The sequence below is a fragment of the Halochromatium sp. genome (genome assembly GCF_054919635.1).
In genome coordinates, this window is sequence record NZ_JBUDPI010000004.1 from 25,884 (window position 1) to 32,353 (window position 6,470).

Below are 6,470 nucleotides of genomic sequence, written 5' to 3' on the forward strand. Positions count from 1 at the left end.
ACCCCGCGACCGCTACCAACTGAACAAGAGCCACTGTGGCACCGCTAGATCGGGTGTTTGCCGCCGCTCCTGCACATCGAGAACGCCGTCGCCGTTGGTATCAAGGAGGAAGTAGGGCGGCCCGACGATGGGCTGGACCTTGACCATGTAGACTTGGCCCTTGACCCGATACTCGTAGACGGTTCCTTCGTCGGTCTCGGTAATCGTGACCTCGGGGGCGCTCGCGCTATCTCCGGCGTAGCGCCCCGGAATTGAAGGCACCTCGGGGGCCGAGAGAAAACCGCCAGAGCCGTCTTGCGCACGCAGCGCCGGGGGCGCAAGCACAACGCACAACAAGAGCAGGGCCGCAAGGCCAGGACGGGCAGGTGTCGGGATACATACAGACGCTGACATGGCCTCGGGCTCGATGCTGGATTCGGGCGTCTAGTTTAGCTCGGAGCGGCCCTTCACGCCCAACGGGCTGTTCCCCATACTGAATCGGAGCCACTGATGAGAGGCCTGAACCCACGGCAGATCGAAGCCGTGCGCTACTGCCAGGGTCCGCTGCTGGTGATTGCCTGCGCCGGCTCGGGCAAGACCCGTGTCATCACCCACAAGATCGCGCATCTGATCGGTGATCGCGGCGTTGCCGCGCGCGGCATCGTCGCGCTGACCTTCACCAATAAGGCCGCGCGTGAGATGAAGACGCGCGTTGGACATCTGGTCAAAGGCCGCGCCGGCCATGGGCTGCGGGTCTCGACCTTCCACACCTTCGGGCTCGAGCTGCTGCGGCGCGAGATCGCCCATAGCGATCTGCGCCCCGGCTTCTCGCTGGTCGACCCGCAGGATGGCGAGCAGATCCTGAAAGAGCATCTGCGCGAGGCGGGCCTGGACGAAGCGACCAGTCCGGCTGCAGCGCTGACGCGGATCTCGCACTGGAAGAATGCGATGGTCGAGCCCAGTCGCGCCGCGAGCCTGGCCGAGGACGCCTTCGAGGCCGGTCTCGCACGGCTCTATGCCCGCTACGAGCGCAGCCTCGCCGCCTACAACGCCGTCGACTTCGACGACCTGATCCTGCGCCCGGTGCGGCTGCTGCGTGAGGTGCCAGCCGTGCGCGAGCACTGGCAGGGGCGCATTCGGCACCTGCTCGTCGATGAGTATCAAGACACCAACAACGCCCAGTATGAGCTGGCGAAGCTGCTAGTCGGTCCGGACGGTGCCTTCACCGTGGTCGGCGATGATGATCAATCGATCTACGCCTGGCGCGGCGCCCGACCGGAGAACCTGGCGCGGCTGAAGGACGACTTTCCACTGCTCAAGGTGATCATGCTCGAGCAGAACTACCGCTCGTCCGGTCGCATCCTGAGTCTCGCCAACGGCCTGATCGCCAACAACCCGCATCTGTTCGAGAAGCAGCTCTGGAGCGCGCTTGGGCCTGGTGAGCGCGCCCGCGTGCTGCACTGCCGCGATGAGACCCATGAAGCGGAGCGCATCGCCACCGAGATCTTGCATGGGCATCAGACCAAGGGCCGCGCCTATGGCGATTTCGCCATCCTCTATCGCGGCAATCATCAGGCGCGCCCGTTCGAGAAGGCATTGCGCGCCTTGAACATCCCCTACTTCCTCTCCGGCGGCACCGCCTTCTTCGCCCGCACCGAGGTCAAGGATGTGATGGCCTATCTGCGGCTAATCGCCAATCCGGATGATGACGCGGCCTTCCTGCGCATCATCAACGTGCCCCGGCGCGAGATTGGACCCGGCACGCTCGAGAAACTGGCAACCGCGGCGGCCCAACGCCAGACCAGCCTCTTTAGCGCTTGCACCGACTTGGCCCTCGAGTCCCATCTCAACGAGCGCCAACGCCGACGACTGGCCGAGTTCAAGGCCTGGATAGAACACTATCAGCAGCGCGCCCGCACCGATCCGATCGGCGCCGTCCGCGCCCTGGTTGATCAGAGCGACTACAGCGGCTGGCTCAAGGACACCAGCTCGAGCCTGAAGGTCGCCGAGCGACGCATCGAGAACGTCAACGAGCTGATCGGCTGGCTCGAGGCCCTGAACAAGGGCGCCTTACAGGAGGGCACGCTACCCGAGATGGTCGCGCACCTGACCCTGATGGATGTGCTCGAGCGCCAGGACGAGGAGGAAGGCGGCGACCGCGTCTCGCTGATGACCCTGCACGCAGCCAAGGGGCTCGAATTCCCCGAGGTCTTCCTCGTCGGCATGGAAGAAGAGCTGCTACCGCACCGCAACAGCATCGAAGACGACAACATCGAAGAGGAGCGCCGGTTGGCCTATGTCGGCATCACCCGCGCGCGCAATCGACTCAACCTCAGTCTCGCACGCCACCGGCGCCGCTATGGCGAGCAGGTGCTCTGCGAGCCAAGCCGCTTCCTGGACGAGCTGCCAAGCGCCGACCTGCACCGCGTCGATCAGGAGCCGCAAGACGAGGCACAACGACGCGAGCACGGAAAGACCCAGCTCGCCGCGCTCAAAGCGATGCTGGCGCGATCGAGCTGATCCATCGCTGCGACGGCGGTGGCCTACCGTAAGCCATGCACTACGTCGATCCAACTTCGGTTGCCGCGGTTCTTGCCAGATGACGAGCGGTGACCCTAGCGAACGGCTGACTCCCGATGCCGTGCCGAGCAGCGCAAGGCTCCGTCTGTCGTCATCGTAGTCCGGTGCTTGATCACTAGTTTTGACCCATCCTTGGTCGATCGTCGCCTGTCCGCCCTTCGGTTGAAGATAAATTCCTTGCAAAGTGCAGAAAAAACCGCTTGACTTAGGCAATGCTGATTTCCTGGCCATCCTGGCCAAAGATCAGTGTCTCTGCGATTGCGCGATCCATTTGTGGTATCGCGGCTCGATGTCCGCTGTCGCTGCGTTGCCTCAACCGCCCCAGCACCGGCTGGCAAGACAACAATAATGCCGCTCAAGCGGCAAGGAGCGGTCAGATGGCACGAGAACAGCGCGCTTGGTTAGCCGGACTGGCTGGCGCAACATTGCTAACGATGGCGAGCCCGGCAGTCGCGAGCGCCCTCACCAGTGGCTTCCCAAGCAACAGCTATCTCACCGGCAATTGGAATGGATTGCGAGATCGCTGGCAGCAAGACGGTTTCACCTTCTACCTCAACTACACCAGCGAGCCGATGTGGAACGTCTCCGGCGGCGAGCGCCGCGGTGGCACCTACACGCAGAACCTGGGATTGGACCTGCACCTCGATCTTGCGCAGCTATCTAGCATCCCGGCAACGACCCTATTGATTAAGCTGGCTAAGCGCGACGGCGACAGCGTCTCGGCCGAGTACGTTGCACCCTCCGAAGGTGGGAATATCTTGCCCGCTCAACAGATCTATGGTGGCCAGACCTGGCACCTGGTCAATGTGCAGCTCAACACCAGGCTGCTCGACGATCGCCTCGACCTCGCCTATGGGCGCATCGTCGCTAACGACGATTTTCTGCGCTCACCGCTCTATTGCCAGTTCTTGAACAACGCCATCTGTGGCAGCCCGAAGGCCGTATTCTTCGAGAATCCGTTCGCCTTCAGCGCCTATCCGAGCGCGCAATGGGGCCTGCGCGCCCGCTACGACACGCCTGACCAACGCTGGACCCTACAAGCCGCGGTCTATGACGCGGACATCAACCTGCAAGATGGGAATCCAGCCGCAACCCCGCACAATGAGCACGGCGACAGCTGGGGCTTCGGCGACAACGGCGTCGTACTCGCTGGCGAGCTGCACTATCACCATCTGCGCGAGAGCCAGACCGGCCTGCCCGGCACCTACAAGCTCGGTGGCTTCTGGATGAACGGCGACTACCAAGACCTCTCGAGCACCGATGACGCCACCGTCAGCGGCAACGCCATGCTCTGGCTGCTTGCCGACCAGCGCCTCTATCGCGCCGAGCCCGGTAGCGAGCGCGGACTCTCGGCGCTTGGAGCATGGGTCATCAGCCTCGAAGACAAGGTCAACTTTCTCGACCAGCAGGTCAGCGTCGGCCTGGTCTATCAGGGCCTGATCCCTGGCCGCGACCAAGACAGCGCCGGGCTGCTCTTCACCAAGGGCTGGGTCACCGATCAGCGCAATCAGGCGCGGCGCGCTTCCGGACTACCAACCCAGCACGCCGAGTCCGTCCTCGAGTTGAACTACAAGATCGCCCTGGGCCGTGGCATCACGCTGCAACCGGATATGCAGTACATCATCGATCCCGCAGGCACCGGCGAGATCGACGATGCCTTGCTGATCGGCGCCCAGATCACCATTGATTTTTGATCGACAGACAGCGGGTCTTTCTCGGAGAAAATGATGACAACAACGAACACCCACTTCGCCGAGGCCTACAAATCCGCCACTGCCATCGTCCGCAAGGTCGCCATCGTCGCCTTCATCGGCGCTTTAGGTGGTCTGCTCTTTGGGCTCGACCAGGGCTTCATCAACGGCTCGCTGCCGCTGATCCAGAAGGACATGGGACTCAGCACCGATCAAGCCGCCTTCTTCTCCAGCGTGCTGGCCTGGGCGGCTGCGGTGGGCGCCTTTATCGCCGGTTGGGTCGCACGCGCCCTCGGTCGCAAGAACACCATCCTCATCGCCGCGCTAGCATTCGCCGCCTGCACCCTGGTCGGGGCAACCGCGCAGAGCTACGAGATCCTGCTCGCGAGCCGACTCTTGCTCGGCCTTGCGGTTGGCACCGCGGCCTTCGTCGTGCCGCTGTATCTCTCCGAGATCTCACCGACCCACATGCGCGGCGGCATCATCGCCATGTACCAGTTGATGATCACCATCGGCATCTTCCTGGTCTTCGTCTCCAATGCCACCGTGGAAAAGGCCGCCGGTAGTGATCCAGGTAGCTGGCGTCTGATGCTCGCGATCATCTCGATCCCGGCCATCCTGATGCTCCTGGCCGGGCTCAGTCTACCGCGCAGCCCGCGTTGGCTATTGCTGCGCCAGCATCGCGAGCAAGCCCGCGCCGTGCTCGAAAAAACCCGCGCCAGCAAGCCCGAGATCGATCACGAGATCAATGAGATCGAGAGCAGCCTGGCCAAGGGCAGCAATGGCTTCCAGCTGTTCAGCCAGGGCTTCTTCTGGAAGGTTCTGCTGCTCGGCATCGCCCTGCAAGCCTTGCAGCAGCTCTCTGGCATCAACTCGGTGATCTACTACTCGACTGAGATCTTCGATAGGGCCGGGATCTCCAACGCGGCGGTCGCCACCGTGATCGTCGGCTTTGTGAACATGGTGACAACCCTGCTTGCGGTGGCCTTCGTCGATCGCCTTGGTCGCAAGCCCATCCTCTACCTGGGACTGACCCTGATGGCGCTCACGCTGCTCGCCGTTGGCCTCGTCTTCCAGTACGAGCAAGGCGGCGGCGTCCTCACCGAGACCGACCAGGTGCTGACGGTCGCCGTCGTCTTGCTCTACATCTTCGCCTTCGCGATCTCACTCGGGCCCATCGTCTGGATCATCTGCGCCGAGATCTTCCCGCTCGAAGGCCGCGAAATCGGCATCACCATCACCACGATCGCCAACTGGGTCTTCGCTGCCAGCGTGGTGCAAGGCAGCGAGATCGTCCTGCAGGGCCTCGGCGGTGCCGTCTTGTTCTACTTCTTCGCCGCCTGCTGCGTCATCGGGCTCGGCATCGTCTTCCTATTCACGCCGGAGACACGCCGTGTCAGCCTCGAAGACATGGAGATGCGGTTGCGAGACGGCGTGCGGCTGAAACGGATCGGCGTCTGAGACTGAAAGAGACTTGGGAGAAAGCGAAGTCCAAAAGCCCGTTAGCAAAGACGTCGAGCCCGGCAGCACAGAAACAGCATCTTAGAGCGAAGCCGCATCAGTCATGGACGACGGCTCGCAATCACGCTATTCTTAGCAGTCTAGCAGAGCGGCTCAAAAGCTCTGCGAATGCCCTCATCCTGGGCAGCCCTTCCGAACACGCGCCTGTAGCTCAGCTGGATAGAGTACTGCCCTCCGAAGGCAGGGGTCACAGGTTCGAATCCTGTCAGGCGCGCCATCTAATCAAGCATTTAGACGACCCTCCTATCTGCGCGCAAGTCGGCCGCGTGACTCAATCGTGAGACGCGGTCGAGCTTGGCGACGGCGCTATTGACAGGCTCACCCCCAATCAGCCATATCCCACTTGAGAAGCGCCGCACGGAGCGCACACGGGGTTGCAATTTGGCGACTTTGAAGTCGCTCTCTGTCTCAGTAGACACCTCGAATCTGAGAGGACTCGAAAACCTAGATTACTGACACCAGTCCTCAACCGGGCATTTGAGCGCTGGGGAGACTTGGTTGAACGGGAAACGGCAGTCGAAGGGCGCCCAGAGTTTAAAGCGCCTTGCCGATAGACAGCAAATCCAATCGGCTATCGTCCGGTCTGTCGGCGTGTTTCGTTTGGCGAGGACTCGCAGGGCGGCGCCGATTGCCGAGGCAGACAGCTTAGCCCGCCCGCCATTGGATCTCGACCAGCGGCACCTCCCAGTGCTCGCAGCG

Annotated in this window: 4 protein-coding genes and 1 tRNA gene; 4 read left to right on the forward strand and 1 reads right to left on the reverse strand. The window is 62.5% G+C overall.

Annotated features, from left to right (window positions below):
* Nucleotides 1-12: 12 nt before the first annotated feature.
* Nucleotides 13-393: a DUF2782 domain-containing protein gene (locus tag ACY693_RS00770; RefSeq protein WP_462319917.1), complete on the reverse strand. Its 381-nt coding sequence runs from the start codon at nt 391-393 to the stop codon at nt 13-15.
* Nucleotides 394-489: 96 nt separating this feature from the next.
* On the opposite strand from ACY693_RS00770, the gene ACY693_RS00775 reads away from it, so the two are divergent.
* The 4 genes from ACY693_RS00775 (at nt 490) to ACY693_RS00790 (ending at nt 5,988) form a co-directional block, all read left to right on the forward strand.
* Nucleotides 490-2,499 (forward strand): UvrD-helicase domain-containing protein, encoded by a 2,010-nt coding sequence (locus tag ACY693_RS00775; RefSeq protein ID WP_462319918.1) that lies wholly within the window; start codon nt 490-492, stop codon nt 2,497-2,499.
* Nucleotides 2,500-2,936: 437 nt separating this feature from the next.
* Nucleotides 2,937-4,253: a carbohydrate porin gene (locus ACY693_RS00780; RefSeq protein ID WP_462319919.1), complete on the forward strand. Its 1,317-nt coding sequence runs from the start codon at nt 2,937-2,939 to the stop codon at nt 4,251-4,253.
* A 33-nt stretch (nt 4,254-4,286) separates the two neighbouring features.
* Nucleotides 4,287-5,711: a sugar porter family MFS transporter gene (locus tag ACY693_RS00785; RefSeq protein ID WP_462319920.1), complete on the forward strand. Its 1,425-nt coding sequence runs from the start codon at nt 4,287-4,289 to the stop codon at nt 5,709-5,711.
* A 200-nt stretch (nt 5,712-5,911) separates the two neighbouring features.
* Nucleotides 5,912-5,988 (forward strand) — tRNA-Arg (locus tag ACY693_RS00790).
* The last annotated feature ends 482 nt before the right edge of the window (nt 5,989-6,470 follow it).